Here is a 19,752-nt window from a genome sequence, read left to right as displayed (position 1 = left end):
TCACAGCTCGACGTGAAGACCCGCGGCGCTCTCCCCCACCAGCTCGCAGAGCATGGGGAGCGCATCGTTCAGGGTCTCAACGATACTGCCCTCGTAGGTGAAGCCCGCCGCCGCCGCGTGACCGCCGCCGCCGAAGCGGGCGGCGATGCCCGAGACGTCCAGATCGCATTTGGAGCGCAGGTTGCCGCGCACCTTGTGGCAGCACTCGGTCTCCTTCACGAACAGGCAGACCTCCACGCCGCGCACCGAGCGGACCACGTCAACCAGGCCGTCGCACTCGTCCGCCGTGACCCCGTAGAAGGTCAGGTCGGAGGCGTAGGCGTAGCTGTAGGCGACGCGCCCGTGCGCGACGGTGTGGATGCGGCTCATGACGAGCGATTCGAGCTTGAGGTACTCGAGCCGCTGGCTCTGGTAGACCTCGAGCGCGATCAGCGAGGGGTCGGCGCCCGCGTCGACCAGGCGCGCCGCGCAGGCGAATGCGGCGGGGTCGGCGTTCTGGTACTGGAACCGGCCCGTGTCGGTCATGAGGCCGCACAGCAGGCTGGTCGCGGTGGACTTGTTGCAGGGGATGCCCGCCCACGCGAGGAACTCCTCAATGAGCACGGCCGTCGCCGCGGCAGCCGGACGGCGCACGCAGACGTCGGCGAACTCCTCGCGCGCCGGATGGTGGTCGAAGCACACGACGTTGCGGGACCGCTCCACCACCTGGACGGAATCGGCCAGGCGCTCGAGCGTGGGGCTGTCGACGGAGATGAACAGGTCGGGTGCGCACGCCGTGTCGGCGGCGCACACGAACCGTTCCGATCCTGCCATGAACTGGTAGATGCGCGGCACGCAGCCGCGATCGGCCAGCAGGAAGACGACGTCCTTTTTGGGATAGCGCTCGACCAGGGCCATGCCTAAGCCGAGCACCGACCCCAGGGCATCGCCATCGGGCGAGGTGTGGCCCGAGATGGCGATGCACGACGCGTCCTCGATGAACTTGAGGATGCGCTGGTAGTCGTTCACAAGATCAGGCGAAAGCGCCTCCTTGCACATGCCCATCGAGACTCAGGCCTCCTCATCGCTCGCGGGCTGGATGGGATAGCCCTCCTCGTCCTTCTCGACCGCCATGGTGGCCGGGACGTTCTCGAGCGCGCGGGCGATGGCCTCCGCCTCGTCGGTGGACTGGTCGATGCGGAAATCGAGCTCGGGCACCGTGCGCCAGTCCAGCGAGCGGGCGAGCAGGCTGCGGATGCGGCCGCGGGCGCTCTCCAGCGCCTCCATGACCTCGCCGTAGCGTTCCCGGTCGCACGACACGTAGACGCGCGCGTAGGTGCGGTCCACGCTGACCTCGGCGCCCGTGAGGGTCACGAGGTCCAGGCGCGGATCGGAGATCTCGAACAGCAGGATGTAACCGAGCTTCTCGCGAAGCTGCTCTCCGGTGCGTCGGGTAGCGGCTGTCTGCTTCAACGTGCGCCTCCCTTACTCCGTACGGGCGACCTCGACGACCTTGTACGCCTCGAGGATGTCGCCCACCTTGATGTCCTGGAACTTCTCGATGCCCAGACCGCACTCGTAGCCGGCCTTGACGCTCTTGACGTCATCCTTGAAGCGGCGCATGGAGGCAAACGAGCCGTCGAACACCACGACGCCGTCGCGGACGACGCGCACGGAGTCGGTGCGCTCGATCTCGCCCTCGGTGACCATGCAGCCGGCGATGAGGCCGACCTTGGGCACGCGGAAGGTCTCGCGGACCTCAGCCTCGCCGGTGCGGACCTCCTCCTCGGTGGGCTTGAGCAAGCCGACGCGGGCGGCGTCGATGTCCTCGATCGCCTTGTAGATGATCGAGTAGGTCTTGATCTGCACGTTCTCCTTCTCGGCCAGGTCGCGCGCCTTGCCCTGCGGGCGGACGCCGAAGCCGATGATGATGGCGTTCGAGGCGGCCGCGAGCACGACGTCGGTCTCGGAGATGGCGCCGACGGCGGAGTGGATGATGTTAATGCGGACCTCGGACTGGTCCATCTTGCCCAGCGCGTCGGCGAGCGCCTCGATGGAGCCCTGGACGTCGGCCTTGACGACGAGGTTGAGCTCGGCGAGCTCGTTCTCGCTCATCTCGGAGAACAGGGTCTCGAGCGTGACGTGCTTGACCTTGTTCTGCTCCTCGATGCGCGCCTTGAGCGAGCGCTGCTCGGCGAGGTCGCGCGCGTCGCGCTCGTCCTCGAAGACGCGGAACTCGTCGCCGGCGGCGGGCACGGAGTTCAGGCCCAGGATCTCGACGGCGTCGGAGGGCTTGGCCTCCTTGACGTTGTTGCCGTGCTGGTCGAGCATGGCGCGCACGCGGCCGTAGCTCATGCCCGCGACGAGGGTGTCGCCCACGTGCAGGGTGCCGCGGTTGACGAGTACCGTCGCGACGGGGCCGCGGCCGCGGTCGAGTTTGGCCTCGATGATGTAGCCGGAGGCGAAGGTGTCGGGGTTGGCCTTGAGCTCGAGGACGTCCGCCTGGAGCAGGATGGTCTCGAGCAGGTCGTCGATGCCGGTCTTCTGGCGCGCCGACACGTTCACGAACATGTTCTGGCCGCCCCACTCCTCGGGGATGACGCCGTACTCGACGAGCTCCTGGCGCACGCGGTCGGGGTTCGCATCGGGCTTATCGCACTTGTTGACGGCGACGACGATGGGGACGCCGGCGGCCTTGGAGTGGTTGATGGCCTCGACGGTCTGCGGCATGACGCCGTCGTCCGCGGCGACGACCAGCACGACAACGTCGGTGATCTTGGCGCCGCGGGCGCGCATGGCGGTGAACGCCTCGTGGCCCGGGGTGTCGACGAACGTGATCTGGCGACCGTTGATCATGACCTGGGACGCGCCGATGTGCTGCGTGATGCCGCCGGCCTCGTGGGTCGCGACGCCGGTATGGCGGATAGCGTCGAGCAGGCTCGTCTTGCCGTGGTCGACGTGGCCCATGACGGTGACCACCGGCGGGCGGGGCTTCAGGTCCTTCGGGTCGTCGTAGAAGCTGAAGGTGTTCTCCTCCTCCGGCGTGACGATCTTGATCTGGCGGCCCAGGTCGTCGGCGACGAGCTCGACGAGGTCGTCGGACATGGACTGCGTCATGGTGAGCGGCGTGCCCAGCAGGAACAGGCGCTTGATGATGTCGTTCGGGGAGACGTCCAGGGCCTCGGCGAGCTCCTGGACGGTGACGCCCTGGGAGACGCGCACGGCGTCGAGGTCCTCGGGGTTCACGCCCTGGGCGAGCGCCTCCTCGATCTTTTTCTCCTCGCGCATCTGGGCGGCCTCACGCTCGCGCTTCTCCTTGCGCTTCTTGCGGCGGCCAGTCGACTCGCGGCTGGCCTCCTCGACGGCGGCGCGGGCCTCCTCGAGGACGCGCTCGCGGCTGTACTCCTCGGCCTCGCGAGCCATGCGGGAGTAATGGTCGTTATGCTGATCGGCCTGCTGGCCGCCGCGGCGCTTCTTGCCGCCGCGACCGGCCTTCTCGGGAGCGGGGACGTCCATACCGGCGGGCACGACGGGCGCGCTGTTCGAGCGGCGGCTGCGCGGGGCGCTCGCGGCGCTCTCGGCAGCAGCGCCGCCGCGGCGGTCGGACTTGCGGCCGCGACCGCGCTCGGCGCGCGGGGCGTCGGCGTCGGCCTTCTTCTTGGTCTCGGCCTCCTTCTTCTCCTTCAGCACGACCTCCTGCTGCGCGATCTGGTCGAGCAGCGAGCGGAAGCGCGATCCGGAGTCGGAAGCGGGCACCGCGCGGCGCTTGGCCTCGAGCTCGGCCTGGCGGGCGGCCTCGGCGGCACGCTCGCGCTCGGCGCGCTCGGCCTCGGCGGCAGCGGCGCGGGCGGCCTCCTCGGCGGCCATGGCGGCCTGGGAGAGACGGCGCTCCTCCTCGCGACGGCGCTCGGCCTCGATGCGCTCGGCCTCGGCGGCGGCGGCCTTCTCGGCCTCCTCGCGCTCAGCGGCCTCCTTCTCGGCCTGCTTCTGCGCCTCGATCTCGGCGGCGCGGGCCTCAAGCACCGGAGCGAGCTTCTTTTTCACCATGGAGACATACGCGTCCTCAAGGGCGCTCGACGCGGACTTCGCGGGAATCTTCATCTCCGCGAGATGGTCGAGCAGCTCCTTGGACGTCATTCCAAATTCCTTGGCAAGGCTAGATACGCGAACTTTTGCCATATGCCAAATCACCTACCTCTCGGGCGCCTGGCGCCCTCACAGCAATCCAACGGGTCGATCTCGGGTGCGCCCCGCAACGCGGGCGGGACGCGCTACCCGTTAGATGAGGTCCTCGGCATCCTCGATGGCGTCCTCTCCGAATCCTTCGGGATCATGGACGCCGCAGAAGCGAGAACCGGGACGCGCCTGGTTGCGGCAGCGCACGCCGTCGGAGCTCACGTACGCGCAGCGCTCGGGCTCCTCGTCGGAGAGCAGGTCCTCCGCCGGCTCGGGAGCGACCGGGACGTTGCGCAGGATGTCGGCGGCGAGCGACTCGCTCTTGATGTCGATGTGCCAGCCCGTGAGGCGGGCGGCGAGGCGGGCGTTCTGGCCCTCCTTGCCGATCGCGAGCGAGAGCTGGTCGTCGGGCACGATGACACCGGCGTAGTTCTTCTCCTCGTCGATGAGCACGCGCGTCACCTTCGCGGGAGACAGGGCGTTGCCGACGTAGACGGCGGGATCCTCGTCCCACAGGATGACGTCGACGCGCTCGCCGCGCAGCTCGGACACGACGGTGCGCACGCGGCTGCCCTTGGGGCCGACGCAGGCGCCCACCGGATCCAGGCGGTCGTCGAGCGAGCGGACCGCGACCTTGGAGCGCTGGCCCGGCTCACGCGCGATGGACATGACCTCGACGGTGCCCTCGTAGATCTCGGGGACCTCGAGCTCGAACAGGCGACGGATAAGCGCCGGGTGCGTGCGGGAGATGACGATCGGCGGACGGGAGTGCTCGCCGCGCACGGGCTGCACGGTCGAGTTCGGGTCGCGCACGTCGATGATGACGGCCTTGATGCGCTGGTTGTGCATGTAGCGCTCGCCCATGGGGCGCTCGTTGCGCTCGTTCTCGTAGCGGCGCTGGTCGAAGTGCGGCAGCTCGGCCTCGACGCCCTCGCGGATCTTCACGATGGTGAAGTCGGGGGTGGACTGCAGCACGGTACCGGTGATGATGTCGCCGATACGCGACGAGAACTCCTCGTAGATCTGCTCGCGGGCGGAGTTGCGCACGATGGCGTTGATCTCGGCCTTGGCGTGCTGCGCCGCAATGCGCGAGGTGTCCTTGGGCGTGACGTCGATCTCCTCGAACTCGGTGTAGTTGCCCTCTTCGTCCATGGAGTCGTCGATGGGGATGAGCTTGTAGACGTAGATCTTGCCCGTGGAGCGGTCGATGGTGACCTTGGCGCCCCAGTCGAGGTGGAGGATCTCGGCGTAGCTCTTGGCCAGCGACTGCTCCAAGCGGTCGATGAGGTAGAGCTGATCGATATGCTTCTCCTGGCACAGCGCCATGAGCGCTTCCATCATCTCCGATGCCATTACTTATCACCCTTTCCGCCCTTGAAGTCATACACCGGCTTCAAGGCACACTTCTTCACGTCTCCATGGGGAATCGAAACCTGCTCGCCATCCTCGAGCTCGAGCGTCACCGCCTGCTCGTCGGTCGCCGCGATGGTCCCCTTGAACTTGCGGCGGCCCTCCGTGGCCGTGGTCACGAGCTCGACCGCGCTTCCGATGTAGCGCTCGAAATCGGACGGTCGACGCAGCGGGCGCGCCATACCGGGGCTCGAGACCTCCAGGGTGTAGGAACCCGAGATGGGATCGAGCTTCTCCACGGCATCGCTCACCCATGCGTTCTGCGCAGTGACCTCATCGAGCGAAATGCCCTCGCCGTCCAGGCGGTCGATGCGAACGCGCACGCACGGCGCCTTGGTGGCCCCGACGATCTCGACGTCGACGATGTCGATGCCGTGCTCGGGCGCGACCGCCTCGAGCGCATCGATGATGTCCTGCTCCAGCTTGCTCTTGACCATGCAACACCTCCCCATACAGAAAAAAGAAGCGCGGGCGAGCCCGCACTCCTTTTTCATTACAGCTTCAATTGCCGCCCAAGCATATCATAAGCTGGCCAAATGTGCGCAAATGCCCGCTGAGCGGCAGTTTTTGCGGCGATTTCCTCCGCAAATTGCACACATAACGACTCGGCGAACGGCGGTTTTCCAGCGTGAAGGCGACGAAAAAAGCCCCGCTCTGACGAGCGGGGCTCGAGGGGAGTCATCTGCGCGATGACGGTCTCTACTCCTCCAGGTAGGCGGACGGGGCCGCGGGAACGCCGCGCTTCCACTCGATGGCGTTCACGACGAAGAACACCACGACGGAGACGAAGCAGCCGAACACGACGGGCAGGATGCCGAACAGGAAGTCGCCGCCGGACAGGAACTGCCAGAACAAAAAGCCGATGGTGCCGCCGACCAGCGAGATGATGCCGGAGTTCTTCGTGGCGTTCTTGACCACGAGGCCCAGACCGTAGGCCGCGAACGGGCCGGCGCAGCGGATGCCGAAGGCGAACGTGTTCATCGTCACGATCGGGACGCCGAACATCGAGATGCCGATGGCTATGAGAGCGAACACGACGTTGCACGCGCGGGTGTAGAACACCTTCTGCTTATCGGTGAGCTCGCGGCCGCCGAACTTGAGGTACAGGTCGTTCATGATGATGGTCGACATGCACAGCAGGTTGGAGTCGGCAGACGACATCGTGGCGCAGATGATGGCGGCACAGACGATGCCCGCCACGAACTCGGGCGCATGCGAGGTCGTGACCTCGAGCATGGCGTTGGCGCCCTCATTCGGAAGACCGGGCATGGTGGCCGCGGCGCACAGGCCGAGCAGCGTCGGGAAGAAGGCCATGGCGGCCATCAGGACGGCGGACAGCCAAGCGGCGTGCGTGGCGGTCTTCTCGTCCTTGGCGGACTCGAAGCGGGAGACCATCTCGGGACCGGCGAGGAACGTGCAGAAGTAGTTGAATATGTATCCGATGATCGTCACGACGCCGATGGTCGTGAAGTCGAGCTGAGCCGGAGGCAGCGCGGAGGAGACGGCCTCCCAGCCGCCGCAGCCCTCGATGACGAACGGCGTCGCGATGGCGAGGCCGACGAGGATGACGCAGAACTGGATGAGGTCCGCCACCTGGTCGGCGACCATGCCGCCGAACGTGGTGTAGAAGATCACGACGAAGCCGGCGGCGACAAGCGCCACGTTCGTGGGGATGCCGAGCAGCGTGGACACGACACTGCCGGCGGCGGCGATCTGCGAGGAGGTCAGGCAGAACAGCGAGAGCACGGACAGCACGGCGGTGATGGAGCTCGACACGTTGCCGAAGCGACGGCCGACGACCTCGGGGATGGTGACGGCCATGGTCTTGCGGATCTTCGGCGCGAAGTACGCGAGCGGGATCATCGCGATCGACGCCGCGAGAACGTACCAGACGGCGCTGATGCCCCACTCACCGTACGCGCGCTGCGCGAGACCGGTCGTCGAGCCGCCGCCGATGTTGTTCGCGGACAGCGAGAACGCGACGAAGAACAGGCCCATTCGACGGCCTGCGACCATGTAGTCCTCGCTGTTCTTGATGTTGAGCTTGCCGACGATGAAGCCGATGCCCAGCATGACAACCAGGTACACCACCACAATTACCAGTGCTTGTGTTTGCAGGTGCATGTTTGTCCCTTCTCTCCCCTTTTCCAAATCGGACAACTTCTGGAGCAATAAAAGTTTATTGGACCAGCTGAGAAAAGAATATCACGCACGCTTCGCGGCCCTTGAGCCGGACCGTGAATTTAACCGTTAACTTATGCGAACGGTAGGAAATGGCAGGCGAACAGTCTGGAAGGCTAACGGACTTTCCGTTTTGGTCGTATGAGACAAAACCGGCACCGTCCCATGCATATCGAGAACGTGCAAATTGGGGGATGTACCTTCGGCATGCACTTTTGCAAATTTGGGGACGTACCTTCCGCATGCACAAGTGCATGCGGAAGGTACGTCCCCAAATTTGCATGGAGCGGGCCGAGCCGGCATAAAAAAGCGCCCCGCCGATGGCGGGGCGCTCAGCTGGAGGTGCTATTTCACCACGAGGTTCACGAGCTTGCCGGGCACGCAGATCGCCTTGACGATCTGTTTGCCCTCGAGCCACTTGCCGGCGACGGCGACGGCGGCCTCCTGCATCTGCTCGGTCGTGGCGTTCGTCGGGACCATGGCGTGGGCGCGCATCTTGCCGAGCACCTGGACCGCGATTTCGACCTCGTCCTCGACCGTCTCGGCGAGGTCGAACTCCGGCCAGCTCGCCGTGTACGCGTAGCTGTCGTGGCCGAGCGCCGCGTGCCACAGCTCGTCTGCCCAGAACGGGCAGATCGGCGCCATGACCGACACGATGTCGGTCGCGACCAGCTGGCTCAACGCCCCGTCGAGCTCCTCGCCCGCGTTGATGTAGGCGCTGGCGGCGTTCACGAGCTCCATGATCGCGGAGATGGCGGTGTTGAACTGCTGGCGGTCGAAGTCCTCCGTGCACTTGGCAATCGTGCGGTGGCGCTCACGGTAGAGCTTCATAGCAACGGGGCTGAGCGCGCCCTTGTCCACCTTCGCCGAGGCGTCCGCGGCGTTGGCGAGGGTCCACACGATGCGCCACGCGCGCTTGAGGAAGCGGTTCGCGCCGGCGACGGCGTCGGGATCCCAGTCGAAATCCTTCTCGGGCGGGGCGATGAACAGGATGGCGAGGCGCATGGTGTCGGCGCCGTAGGGCTCGATGACGCTCGAGGGAGGCACCACGTTGCCCTTGGACTTGGACATGGTCTCGCCATTCTCGTCTTTCACCATGCCCTGGCACAGCGGGTTGGTGAACGGCTCGTCCACATCGAGCATGCCCATATCGCGCAGCGCCTTGGTGAAGAAGCGCGAGTAGAGCAGGTGCAGGATCGCATGCTCGATGCCGCCGATGTAGTTGTCGACCGGCATCCAGCGGTCCGCCGCATCCTTGGAGAACGGCAGCTCCTCGTTATGCGGGTCGCAATAGCGCAGGTAATACCAGCTGGAGCACGTGAAGGTGTCCATGGTGTCGGTCTCGCGGCGCGCCGGGCGGCCGCAAACCGGGCAGGTGGTCTCGTAGAACTCGGCGCACTCGGCAAGGGTCTCGCCCGCACCGAGGTCGAGGTTGTCCGGCAGCATGACGGGCAGTTGGTCCTCGGGAACCGGAACGATGCCGCAGTGCTCGCAGTGGATGGCCGGGATGGGGTTGCCCCAGTAGCGCTGGCGGGAGATCAGCCAGTCGCGCAGGCGGAACTCGACCTTGCGGCGGCCGGTGCCGGCGGCCTCGAGGTCGGCCACGATCGCGGCCTCGCCCTCGGAGTGCTTGCCGCCACGCATGCCGGTGTACTTTCCGGACTGGACGAGCGTGCCCTCGGCGGCGTGCGCGCAGTCCCAGTCGACGGTCTCGGCATGATAGGTGTCGATGGACTCGCCGGACTCCTCGAGCGCGGCAAGCTCGTCGTCCATGAGGATAATCGGCACGATGGGCAGGTCGTACTTGCGGGCGAACTCGAAGTCGCGCTGGTCGCCGCAGGGCACCGCCATGACGGCGCCGGTGCCGTAGTCGGCAACCACGTAGTCGGCCACCCACACGGGGACCTTGGCGCCCGACACGGGATTCACCACGTAGCGGCCCGTGAAGGCACCGTGCTTCTCGAGGGTGCCCTGGGCGCGCTCGACCGCGGAGATCTTCTTCGCGCCCTCGACGATCGCCATGACGTCGTGCTCGTACTCGGTGCCCGCGACCAAGTCGTGCAGGCCCTCGTACTCGGGAGCGAGCAGGAAGAACGTGCAGCCGAACAGCGTGTCGGCACGCGTCGTGAAGACGGTGATCTTGCCCTCGTCGCCGCAGATGGGCTCGCCGTCGGCGTCGCACAGGGTGAAATCGACCTCGGCGCCCTCGGAGCGGCCGATCCAGTTGGCCTGCATCTGCTTGACGCGCTCGGGCCAGCCGGGCAGCTTCTCGAGGTCGTCGAGCAGCTCCTGCGCGTAGTCGGTGATCTTGAAGTACCACTGCTCGAGGTCGCGCTTCTCGGGCTCGGAGCCGCAGCGCCAGCACTTGCCCTCGGTCACCTGCTCGTTGGCGAGAACCGTCTTGCAGGTGGGGCACCAGTTGACCGGGCTCTTCTTGCGGTAGACGAGGCCGCGCTCCCACATCTTCTCGAAGATCCACTGACCCCAGCGATAGTAATCGGGACTGCACGTCTTAACCAGACGATCCATGTCGTAGGAGAAGCCCATGCGCTTCATCGTGGCGAGCGCCTGGTCCATGTTCTTGTAGGTCCATGCGCCGGCCTGCGTGTTGTGCTTGATGGCGGCGTTCTCGGCGGGCAGGCCGAACGCGTCGAAGCCGATGGGATGCAGCACGTCGAAGCCGCGCATGCGGGCCTGGCGCGCCATGGCGTCGCCGATGGTGTAGTTGCGCGCGTGTCCCATGTGCAGGTCGCCCGACGGATACGGAAACATCTCAAGCACGTACTTTTTCGGCTTGTTAGGATCGGTGTCCACCGCGAAGACGTTGTCGCGGTCCCACGCCTCGATCCATTTGGTCTCGATCGCCGCGGCGTCGTACGCGGGGATCTCCTTATGGTCGGTGCAGTCGCACATATACGGGCTCCTTTACGGCTTGGCGAATCTTCTAAAAAATAGCGGGGTCGGCACGATGCCGGCCGCCCATATGGCTAACTCGACAATTCTAGCAAATCGGCCGCATGATGGAGCGTGATCATCGAGGCCACCGATTCACAACGCCACGTGGCGCACCCGCAGCATCTCGCGCGACGCCTTGGAGGCCGCTCCCCTGCAGCATCTTGCGCACGTCACATGGTTCAGCGGGACTGGGTTTTATCAAGTTCGGAAGACGAAAGGGATACACAGACGGCTTAATATCTCTGAAAAAACGGGGATTTGAGTGCCCGCGCATTCAAGTAGATCAAAACGGTACAACCGGACATGGCATTTTTGCAGGTAGACTGCATGCCGCTTCGGATGGTCAATGCGCTTTCAGGGCCTTTGAAACTGTAGCCACTCAAAACCTCGTTTTTTCAGCGACTCTTTCGATTCAAACTACCGGACGCAGTCGCATCTCGGTTGATGCGCCCCTGCGAATGCCGGAAAGGCATACGCTGCCGCCGAAGCAATCGAGTCGGCCCATACAGCAAGCCGAGGTGATTAGTGCCCGTATTTTGGAAGGCCTCGCTCAGTAACCTGGACCCTTGAACACGAATCGCTTCCATAAGTCATCCTGACGAGAGCGAAATCGAGCGAGCTGCATCCTTCCCTCCTCGCTCTCGCGAGATACGCGCAAGGTTGGACGTGCAGCGAGCTTCAGCACACGACGAGCCCGCTCCCCCATGAGTACCAGATAATCGAAATCCTCGAGATCCGTGGTGGTAATCGAATAATGAACGATCGAATCGACCGTGGCAATCGCATTCGCTCGACGACGGTCGTCAAGCAGCTTGGCGTCCCCTTCGTGAACCGAGACGCTATCGTAATCAAATGCAACGTCCCGCCGAGCACCGGACTTACTCACCGAGGTCAACAGGATATCGGGATAGCGCTCTTCACTCTGAGGTTTACCGAATAGATCGCGTCCCGTAAATACTTTGATACAGGGGTTTAGTCTAACAGTTCCCAGCTTCATCCCACCGAGGGCTGGGGGAAGCCCGTAGAACATGGCAAGCCCCGATTCCTTGGGAGATCGGGAATGCTCGAGCACGTAGGGCAATGCGATTCGTGCTTTTCGTGCCCCGTATAACGACCCCGCGCGCTCGAGAAATCGTTCGATGCGGGAAACCGATGTCAGTGGTACGTCAGAACAAGATCTGGTAACGATGCCGCCGGCTCCCAACGGCTCGATTCGATAATCGGAGCACAATGCCATGCCCGCATAGATAGCACCAAGCTTGTCTGATGTGGCCGCCATGTGCACGAACGTAAGCTCAGGGTTTGTGATATAGAGGGAAAGGTCGTCTATGCCACTAGGTATCCCGATGAGCGAACCCTGGGGTAACGAATCGCGACATAGATGGGCGCATACCCTCTTGCCCCTCCTGCGCAGCAGCGGATCATCGGTCAAGAAATCCAAAGGAATATCCTCAAGATCGAGGAACCATTGCAGTTTGCGAATGACCTCATCGCTCGGAATGCTGGCATAGGCCAGGGATGCGCGCAGCGATCGAGAGCCGATTTCTCTCGGATTCTTATGGCGCATGTACCATATTGTAGCCGCAGTATGTCCAAGTACGCATTTCATGCTGCGAGCATATCATATTGGAATAGTACATACAATATATGTATCTCAGAATATTTGCTACGGCAGGAACCCTACGGCAGGAACTCATTCGGAAGAAAGGTGGTTGCAGCCATGAGAGTCACTGAAAAAACGGGGATTTGAGTGCCCGTGCATTCAAGTGGATCAAAACGGCACAAACGGATATGACCTTTTTGCAGGTAGACTGCATGTCGCCCCCGGTGGTCGATGCGCTTTCAGGGCCTTTGAACCTATAGGCACTCATACCCTCGTTTTTTCAGTGATCCTCTCGTCCGCAGCTACCTCTGAAGACAACGACGCGCCCTTGCGCGACTTTCCGCACAAGGGCGCGTCGTAAGAAACGACCTATCCGTGAAAGCGAACCCCGAAGGAAAGGCCCACCGAGGCTTAGTTGTAGCTCACCGTCTGCTGGGAGTCCTTCACGACGACGTCGTGCGCGCCGCCCTCGACGATGGAGGTGGAGGAGACGAGCGTGAGGCGAGCCTTGTCCTGGAGCTCCTTGATGGTGAGCGCACCGCAGTTGCACATGGTGGACTTGATCTTGTACAGCGTGGCGTTCACTCCGTCCTTGAGAGAACCGGCGTAGGGCACGTAGGAGTCGACACCCTCGACGAACGCGAGCTTCTGCGCGCCGCCCAGATCGTAGCGCTGCCAGTTGCGGGCGCGCGCGGAGCCCTCGCCCCAGTACTCCTTCATGTACTGGCCGTTGACGTTGACGCGCTCGGTCGGGCTCTCGTCGAAGCGGGCGAAGTAGCGGCCGAGCATCATGAAGTCGGCGCCCATGGCGAGCGCAAGCGTCATGTGGTAGTCGTAGACGATGCCGCCGTCGGAGCACACCGGGACGTAGATGCCGGTCTCCTCGAAGTACTCGTCGCGCGCGCGGCACACGTCGATGAGCGCGGTGGCCTGGCCGCGGCCGATGCCCTTGGTCTCGCGGGTGATGCAGATGGAGCCGCCGCCGATACCAACCTTCACGAAGTCTGCGCCGCAGTCGGCCAGGAAACGGAAGCCGTCGGCGTCGACGACGTTGCCGGCACCCACGCGCACGGACTCACCGTAGTTGGCGCGGATCCACTCGATGGTGCGCTTCTGCCACTCGGAGAAGCCCTCAGAGGAGTCGATGCACAGCACGTCGGCACCGGCCTCGACCAGCAGCGGCACGCGGGTGGCGTAGTCGCGCGTGTTGATGCCCGCGCCGACCATGTAGCGCTTGTTGGCGTCGAGCATCTCGTTGGGGTTGGACTTGTGGCTGTCGTAGTCCTTGCGGAACACGATGCCGACCAGGTGGTCGTTGTCGTCGACGACGGGCAGGGCGTTCAGCTTGTTGTCCCAGATCACGTCGTTGGCCTTCTTGAGGGTGATGTCCTTGTCGCCTACGATGAGCTTCTCGCGCGGGGTCATGAACTCGGAGACCTTCTTGGAGTGGTCGTCGCGACTGGGACGGTAGTCGCGGCTCGTGACGATGCCGAGCAGGCGGCCGCGGGAGCTGCCATCATCGGTCACGGGCATGGTGGAGTGGCCGGTGCGCTCCTTCAGCGCCATGACCTGCTCCATGGTCATGTCGGGCGTGAGGGTGGAGTCGGACTCGACGAAGCCGGCCTTGTGGTCCTTGACCGCCTTGACCATCGCGGCCTCCTGCTCGGGGGTCTGAGAACCGTAGATGAAGCTCAGACCGCCCTCGGTCGCCAGGGAGACGGCCATGTCGGGGCCGGAAACGGACTGCATGATGGCGGAGACCATCGGGATGTTCAGATTGATCGCAGACTCCTCGCCGCGCTTGAAGCGCACGAGCGGGGTCTTGAGCGAAACGTTTGCAGGGATGCACTCGGAAGACGAGTAACCCGGGACCAACAGATACTCGGAAAATGTATGGGACTCACCGGGGAAGAACATTGCCATAGATACTCCTTCTTTCGAGTAGGGTGCGATCGAGCCTCGCGCACAGCGGCGCGAAAGCCCATGCCGCACGGTTTCGCCGATGAACCGGATGGCGGCCGGTTCGCGGCTATTGTAGAGCAATCTCCGCTGCTACAATGCAATTTGTAGCATCTTCACGCGGATTGTGCTCCGCGAAGAGCAAAATCGCAGCAGGGGCTTTACCCGAGGGGAGCGAGCGATATGGCGATCAAGGCACGGGCGCGTCTCACGTTCGTAAGCGACGACAATCTTCCGGGCGCGTTCGGACAGGGCATCGCCCTCCTGATGGACGGTGTCGAGGAGGAGCACTCGCTCAACCGCGCCGCCAAGCGCATGGGCATGGCGTATTCCAAGGCGTGGCGCATCATCAAGGAGGCTGAAGGCCAGCTCGGCTACGAACTGCTCGCCCGCGACGGCGCGCGCGGATCGACCCTGACACCTGAGGGCAAGCGCGCGCTCGAGGTCTACTGGAGCATCAAGCAGGAAGTGACCGAGATCCTCGAGCGCCGCGTACACGAGCTCGAGCTCGGATAGCGCGACAGCTCGACAGGGCAAACGTCACCCCCGGCAAGGCGTGCCTCGCCGGGGGTGACGTTTGCGTCGTGTAGCTGTCGCGCGGGACGGCTCTCCCCTATCCCAAAAACGCCTTGATGCCAATCAGGATGAGCACGATACCGCCCACAACCTGGGCACGCGCGCCAAAATGCTCACCCAGCTTGCGCCCGATGAGCAGCACGGCGAGGCAGCACGCGAACGTCGTCAGCCCGATGGCGCCGCCGTACAGCACGATATCCTTGCCGCTCGCGGCGAACGAGACGCCGACGATGAAGGCGTCGATGGAGGTCGCGACGGCCTCCATGCCGATGGTGGGCCACGTCAGGCGCGAAGAGCTGCAGCTCTCGGGCTCGCGCATCTCGTGCACGGCCTCCCAGACCATCTTGCCGCCGACGAAGCCCAGAATCACCAGCGAGACGATGCCCGCATAGGCTTCGATGAGCGGGGCGACGAGCGTGCCGCCGAAAAAGCCCGCGATGGGCATGCCCATCTGAAACAGTGCGAACGCGACGGGCATAGCGAATTTCTTCGAGCGCGGCATGTCCGGCTCGCACAGAGAGTTTGACAACGTGACGGCCATGGCATCCATGGCAAGTGCGACGCCCAAAACGAGCGCCTCGACCAGATTGGCGGCAGAAAACGAATCGACCATGACATCCTCCCCCGATGTTGTGGTCTTGTTGGTTCAGCTATGGAGTTGTGGAGCGGCTCGACCGCGCGTGCATCAGGCGTGGGGAGGATTGCAGTACAGGCGCATGGCCTGCTCGAGGCTGTCGACGATATCGATAGGATCGTCAAGGCCGGCGAACAGGCGGATATAGTGCGATTCGTCTCCGCACAGCGGGGACAGGCGCGTGGCGCGGCCGCCAGCGGGACGGTCGCGATGGGACGCCGCGCACCGCTTGATGAACGTTCCGGCGCTCATGCGCTCTGCCAGCTCGAAATCGACCGCCGGGCCGAATCCGTGCATGAGCGTACGCGCCGCGACGTCGTGGTCGGGATGGGACTTGAGCCCCGGATAGCATGTCTGCGGCACCAAGGGATGGGCCGCGAGGTACTCGGCGATGACGCGCGCATGGTCCGTGTGACGCTGCATGCGCTCGCCGAGCGTCTGCAGGCCCTCGCTGATGATGGCGAGGTCGGCATCGTCCACATTGAACACGAGCTGGGAGAACTCCCCTCCCAGGCGCTGCGCGAGCAGGCAGTACGCGCGATGGGCGAGCTCGTCCGTGCGGCGCTTCCTCCCCTTGCCGGAAACGGAGCGCGCGACGGCGATGGCGACCGCCTTGGCATGCAGGGCGCCGCCGGCGACGCGGTCGAGCGCCTCGAGCACGATGTGGGCGCCGAGGGAAAGCGGCTGGCAACCCCATGCGGAGGCCACGGTGTTGTCGACGATGAGGATGGCGCCGGCCTCGTGCGCCGCCTCGGCGAGCACGCGGATGTCGGGGACGCGAAGACCGCGGCAGCCGATGGAGTTCACGAGCCAGAACAACCGGTCATAGCGGGCGCCCGCGCCGTCGGCGTAGGACGCGTGCCCCTCCTTGGGGCCTCCGGCAGCGGGATGGGCGGACGAGCGGGTCGCGTCGAGAAACGCCTCGGGCGTCTGGTCCATCGCAAACGTCAGGACGCCGTTTCCGAAATGGTGAAGGTACGCATCCGTGAAATCGTTCGCACGGACCACGAGCCGGTCGGACGGGCCGATCAACCCGAGCTTCGCGATAGTCTCGGGGACATGGCGAGCGCGAACGAACCAAGCGGAGCGCGCCCCCTGCAGCGATGCATAGGCCTCGGCGAGCCCCTTGAATGCCTCGGACACGTTCGACCAACCCCCTCCTTACGACGTGTGTCAAGTATACCTGTGGCGATGCGGCCACCCGGTTCAAAACGGCAGATTAATCTTCCGCTACAAGCATTTTTCTTAGCACGAAGGCGGGGCACCAGGCCCGCCGACCTGCCCGCAGAAAAGAAAAAGCCGCCGCGAGGCTCCCCCGCGGCGGCTGCCCTTGCGCACTTAGCTGCGGCGCTCGGCGATCTCGGCGCTCACCTGCGCGATGAAGTCCTCGACCGTGGAGGCGTGCGTCTCGTTCGTGCGGTCGCGCACGGAGATGTTGCCCGCCTCGGCCTCCTTCTCGCCCAGGATCAGCATGTAGGGCACGCGGTCGACGCCGCGGGCCTCGCGGATCTTGTAGCCGATCTTCTCGTCGCGGTCGTCCACGACCACGCGGATGCCGGCGGCATCGAGCTTCTCGGCGACCGTGCGCGCGTACGCGCGGCTCTTCTCGGACACCGGCAGGACCTTGACCTGGACGGGCGCGAGCCACGTCGGGAACTTGCCCGCATAGTGCTCGATCAGGATGCCGATGAAGCGCTCGATGGAACCGAAGGCCACGCGATGCAGCATGATCGGGCGCTTCTTGGCGCCGTCGGCATCGGTGTACTCCAGGTCGAAGTTGATGGGCATCTGGAAGTCGAGCTGCACGGTGCCGCACTGCCAGGTGCGGCCAAGCGAGTCCTCCAGATGGAAGTCGATCTTGGGGCCGTAGAAGGCGCCGTCGCCCTCGTTGATCACGTAGTCTTTGCCCAGACGCTCCAACGCCTCGCGCAGGCCGGCCTCGGCGCGCTCCCAATCCTCGTCGGAGCCCATGGAGTCCTCGGGGCGCGTGGAGAGCTCGAGGTGGTAGGTGAAGCCGAACTTCTGGTACACGGAGTCGATGAGGTTCACCACGCCCACGATCTCGTCGGTCAGCTGGTCGGGACGCACGAACAGGTGCGCATCGTCCTGGTTGAAGCAGCGCACGCGGAACAGGCCGTGCAGCGCGCCCTTGAGCTCATGGCGGTGGACCAGGCCGATCTCGCCGGCGCGGATGGGCAGCTCGCGATAGCTGTGCGGATGCGACTTGTACACGAGCACGCCGCCGGGGCAGTTCATCGGCTTGATGCAGTACTCCTCGTCATCGATGATGGTGGAGTACATGTTGTCCTTGTAGTGGTCCCAGTGGCCGGAGGTCTTCCACAGCTGCTTGTTCATGATGAGCGGCGTGGAGATCTCGACGTAGCCGGCCTTGTGGTGGATCTCGCGCCAGTAGTCGAGCAGCTGGTTTTTCAAGATCATGCCGTTGGGCAGGAAGAACGGGAAGCCGGGGGCCTCGTCGCGCATCATGAAGAGGTCCATCTCGCGGCCGATCTTGCGATGGTCGCGCTTCTTGGCCTCCTCGAGCATGCGCAGGTGCTCGTCGAGCTCCTCCTTGGTGGCGAACGCGGTGCCGTTCACGCGGGTGAGCATCTTGTTGTTCTTGTCGGCCTTCCAGTAGGCGCCGGACACGCCGGTAAGCTTGAACGCCTTGAGGGCCTTCGTGTAGGTGATGTGCGGGCCGACGCACATGTCGATGTACTCGCCCTGCTGGAAGAACGTGATGCGCGCGTCCTCGTCCAGATCGCCGATGTGCTCGACCTTGTACTTCTCTCCGCGCTCCTCCATGAGCTTGATGGCCTCTTCGCGGGGCAGCTCGAAGGTCGTGAACTTGAGGTTCTCCTTCACGATCTTGCGCATCTCGTCCTCGATGGCGGGAAGATCGTCCTCGGACAGCGTCTTGTCGCCCAGGTCGACGTCGTAGTAGAACCCGTTGTCGGTGGCGGGGCCGTAGGCGAAATCGGCCTCGGGGTACAGGCGCTTGATGGCCTGCGCCATGATGTGGGCGGCGGAGTGGCGGACGACGTGCGTGACCTCGTCTGCAGGCAGCTCGGCTACAGACCCGTCGTTATACAGTGCTTTCATGGGAATCCCCTTTTCGGTTGGTTGGAGCCAAGAAAAAAGCCCGTGCGTCAGACGGTGACGACGAGCGTTATGCGGCGCCTGTCCGTGGCCTGCCGGCCATGCGATGAGACAGACGCCTAGATAGTCTGAGTTCGGGCTATGTGAGCGAAGATTCGCTGCATGGTTTCAAACCTCTCCGTATCTTGGGTGAGACAGTTGTACCACTTGCAGGCCCTCGGGTCTACCGGAGCGGACGTCAGAACCCGAAGCGTTACATAAAATAAGAAAAAGTCCCCCGCCCCCGGCGCTTCTGCGGGACGGTAGTCCGGCGCACCGCGCATGAAAAAGCCCCCTGCGGGCAGAGGGCTTCATGCTCTACTGGATGTGGGTGCGGCAGTACGGGCAGACCTTCCAATGCGCATCGAGCGGACGATGGCAGCTGGGGCAGACGTTGCGCACCTGCGTGTTGCAGACGGGGCACACCACGAAGTCCTTCTCGATGGGCGCGCCGCACTGCGGGCAGGTCCCGTACTGGGCGAGCTGGCGCTCGCGCAGGGCCATGTCGAGCTCCTGCTCCTCGCGGTCGGCGAGGTAGGAGTTCGGACGCAGCACGAGATACGCGATGAGACCGACGAAGGGGATGATCGAGACGATGCCCCATGCCCAGAACGCCTTCACGCCGCGGCGCTTGGCATCGATGAACACGTAGACGATGGAGAGCACCCAAAGCGCGGCGATGAAGCCGACGAACAGGTAGATGGCGCCCATCAGCTGGGGCGACATGAGCTCCTGGATATACTCAGACATGACCGGACAACCTTTCTGTCCCGAACGCGGTTCACACAAACATGCCGACATTCTATACCGCGCTATGCGTATTATGCGACACGTCACGCTTTCGACATACCCACGGTCCCCGTGGGCGCCGGCCGCCTGCCCTCAGCAGATGTTTTGCACCGCTGTCGGGATGGGTTCGTTGGGGACGGGTTCGTTCCAACCCATCTGGAAAAGGTCGAGGTCCGATGTCACAAAAAGGGCAGTTTGGCACGCTAAGAGCCCTTGTTGACCCTCTTTAGAAGATATGACCGATAACTGATCGGTCGGAGCCTCCCCGGATGCCCGCGGGATGGGCGACAATCGTTGTTGTCAGCGCAAGCGGCGGTCGCGCACCGCAGTCGAAGGGGAGGCCCCATGTCGG

Annotated in this window: 14 protein-coding genes; 1 reads left to right on the top strand and 13 read right to left on the bottom strand. The window is 64.2% G+C overall.

Annotated elements, in window-relative coordinates; genetic code table 11:
- From QVN30_RS09125 to QVN30_RS09085, 9 genes are all read right to left on the bottom strand, one after another.
- A complete protein-coding gene (locus QVN30_RS09125) occupies window positions 1–1,044 on the bottom strand; it encodes a DHH family phosphoesterase (RefSeq protein ID WP_435051635.1) in 1,044 nt (347 codons plus the stop codon).
- A 6-nt stretch (window positions 1,045–1,050) separates the two neighbouring features.
- A complete protein-coding gene (gene rbfA, locus QVN30_RS09120) occupies window positions 1,051–1,452 on the bottom strand; it encodes a 30S ribosome-binding factor RbfA (protein ID WP_066832658.1) in 402 nt (133 codons plus the stop codon).
- A gap of 12 nt (window positions 1,453–1,464) precedes the next feature.
- Window positions 1,465–4,158, bottom strand: a complete 2,694-nt coding sequence (gene infB / locus QVN30_RS09115; protein WP_289836153.1) for a translation initiation factor IF-2 — start codon at window positions 4,156–4,158, stop codon at window positions 1,465–1,467.
- Between the two features lie 99 nt (window positions 4,159–4,257).
- The gene (nusA, locus tag QVN30_RS09110; protein WP_066832668.1) at window positions 4,258–5,508 is read right to left on the bottom strand and encodes a transcription termination factor NusA; all 1,251 of its coding nucleotides are present in this window, start codon (window positions 5,506–5,508) and stop codon (window positions 4,258–4,260) included.
- A complete protein-coding gene (rimP, locus tag QVN30_RS09105; protein WP_066832671.1) occupies window positions 5,508–6,002 on the bottom strand; it encodes a ribosome maturation factor RimP in 495 nt (164 codons plus the stop codon). The genes nusA and rimP overlap by 1 nt, the downstream gene beginning before the upstream one ends.
- A gap of 262 nt (window positions 6,003–6,264) precedes the next feature.
- Window positions 6,265–7,689, bottom strand: coding sequence for a sodium:solute symporter family protein (locus tag QVN30_RS09100; protein ID WP_087202432.1), 1,425 nt, complete (start codon window positions 7,687–7,689; stop codon window positions 6,265–6,267).
- A gap of 402 nt (window positions 7,690–8,091) precedes the next feature.
- Window positions 8,092–10,659 carry a leucine--tRNA ligase gene (gene leuS, locus QVN30_RS09095; protein WP_289836152.1) on the bottom strand — a complete coding sequence of 856 codons (2,568 nt, stop codon included), beginning with the start codon at window positions 10,657–10,659 and terminating at the stop codon, window positions 8,092–8,094.
- 592 nt (window positions 10,660–11,251) lie between these two features.
- On the bottom strand, window positions 11,252–12,268 hold the full coding sequence (locus QVN30_RS09090) for a hypothetical protein (RefSeq protein WP_289836151.1): 1,017 nt from the start codon (window positions 12,266–12,268) through the stop codon (window positions 11,252–11,254).
- Between the two features lie 447 nt (window positions 12,269–12,715).
- Window positions 12,716–14,227: an IMP dehydrogenase gene (locus QVN30_RS09085; protein WP_204539735.1), complete on the bottom strand. Its 1,512-nt coding sequence runs from the start codon at window positions 14,225–14,227 to the stop codon at window positions 12,716–12,718.
- Between the two features lie 219 nt (window positions 14,228–14,446).
- Between QVN30_RS09085 and QVN30_RS09080 the strand changes: the two genes are divergently transcribed.
- Window positions 14,447–14,779, top strand: a complete 333-nt coding sequence (locus tag QVN30_RS09080; RefSeq protein ID WP_066832689.1) for a winged helix-turn-helix domain-containing protein — start codon at window positions 14,447–14,449, stop codon at window positions 14,777–14,779.
- 97 nt (window positions 14,780–14,876) lie between these two features.
- Here QVN30_RS09080 and QVN30_RS09075 read toward each other — a convergent pair whose 3' ends face one another.
- The 4 genes from QVN30_RS09075 to QVN30_RS09060 all read right to left on the bottom strand — a co-directional run bounded on the left by QVN30_RS09075 (window position 14,877) and on the right by QVN30_RS09060 (window position 19,361).
- Window positions 14,877–15,452: a manganese efflux pump MntP gene (locus QVN30_RS09075; RefSeq protein WP_087202441.1), complete on the bottom strand. Its 576-nt coding sequence runs from the start codon at window positions 15,450–15,452 to the stop codon at window positions 14,877–14,879.
- A gap of 72 nt (window positions 15,453–15,524) precedes the next feature.
- The gene (locus tag QVN30_RS09070) at window positions 15,525–16,616 is read right to left on the bottom strand and encodes a PLP-dependent transferase (protein WP_289836150.1); all 1,092 of its coding nucleotides are present in this window, start codon (window positions 16,614–16,616) and stop codon (window positions 15,525–15,527) included.
- A 195-nt stretch (window positions 16,617–16,811) separates the two neighbouring features.
- Entirely contained in the window at window positions 16,812–18,575 is a 1,764-nt protein-coding gene (gene thrS, locus QVN30_RS09065; protein ID WP_289836149.1) for a threonine--tRNA ligase, read from the bottom strand.
- Between the two features lie 354 nt (window positions 18,576–18,929).
- Complete coding sequence (locus QVN30_RS09060) at window positions 18,930–19,361, bottom strand: double zinc ribbon domain-containing protein (protein ID WP_066832716.1); 432 nt, start codon at window positions 19,359–19,361, stop codon at window positions 18,930–18,932.
- Window positions 19,362–19,752 lie beyond the last annotated feature (391 nt).

Source organism: Collinsella ihumii (genome assembly GCF_030385545.1).
GTDB classification, from domain to species: domain Bacteria; phylum Actinomycetota; class Coriobacteriia; order Coriobacteriales; family Coriobacteriaceae; genus Collinsella; species Collinsella ihumii.
The sequence above is the reverse complement of the archived record's forward strand: the minus strand, read 5'-3'. Positions and strand labels throughout refer to the sequence as shown.